Genomic DNA, 549 nt, shown 5'->3' on the forward strand with positions numbered 1-549 from the left:
TGAATCAGTTCGAATTTTTGCCACGTACTTAATTGAATTTCTTTTTTCTCATCTGCCTTTCGAGTTGATCGAGCTTTTTTAAGAATTCATTCTCCGCTTCAAGCCATTTCATTTTCGCTTCTAAACGGGCATATTTTTCTTCGAGACTTAATTCACGGGTCAGAGGACGTCCTGAGGCGTGTTTTCTAGCGTCTGTTAATCCTGCAGGTCCTTGTTCCTGAAAAGCCGCACGCCATCGATTGGAAGCCTTTCGAATCCGGGTTGCACCCAAAACGTCAATGGCAAAGCCTGCCTCCTGAAAAATCTCACTTGGAAACTTACCTTGATTATACTCTTGAATAAATCGTTCTTTAAAAGCATCCGTATATGTAATGGCTTTAGCACTGACATTTTTCACATAGGGATTTGTTCTTAACTGAGCTTGCTCTTGAGTTGTAAATAACTTTTTAGACATCCGCTTTGACCACCGCTCGTTTTTTATTCATTGTACACAAAAAAGACCCTATAAGATGACCTTTTTAAAGTGTCCATCTTATAGGGTACATTTTA

Annotated in this window: 1 protein-coding gene; it reads right to left on the bottom strand. The window is 39.3% G+C overall.

What is annotated here, in order from left to right:
• Nucleotides 1-28: 28 nt before the first annotated feature.
• Nucleotides 29-454, bottom strand: coding sequence for an HTH domain-containing protein (locus QP794_RS33100; RefSeq protein ID WP_192267729.1), 426 nt, complete (start codon nucleotides 452-454; stop codon nucleotides 29-31).
• Nucleotides 455-549: the final 95 nt, after the last annotated feature.

Origin of the sequence: Paenibacillus sp. UMB7766-LJ446, from assembly GCF_030226665.1 — a bacterium.
Classification (GTDB): domain Bacteria; phylum Bacillota; class Bacilli; order Paenibacillales; family Paenibacillaceae; genus Paenibacillus; species Paenibacillus vandeheii.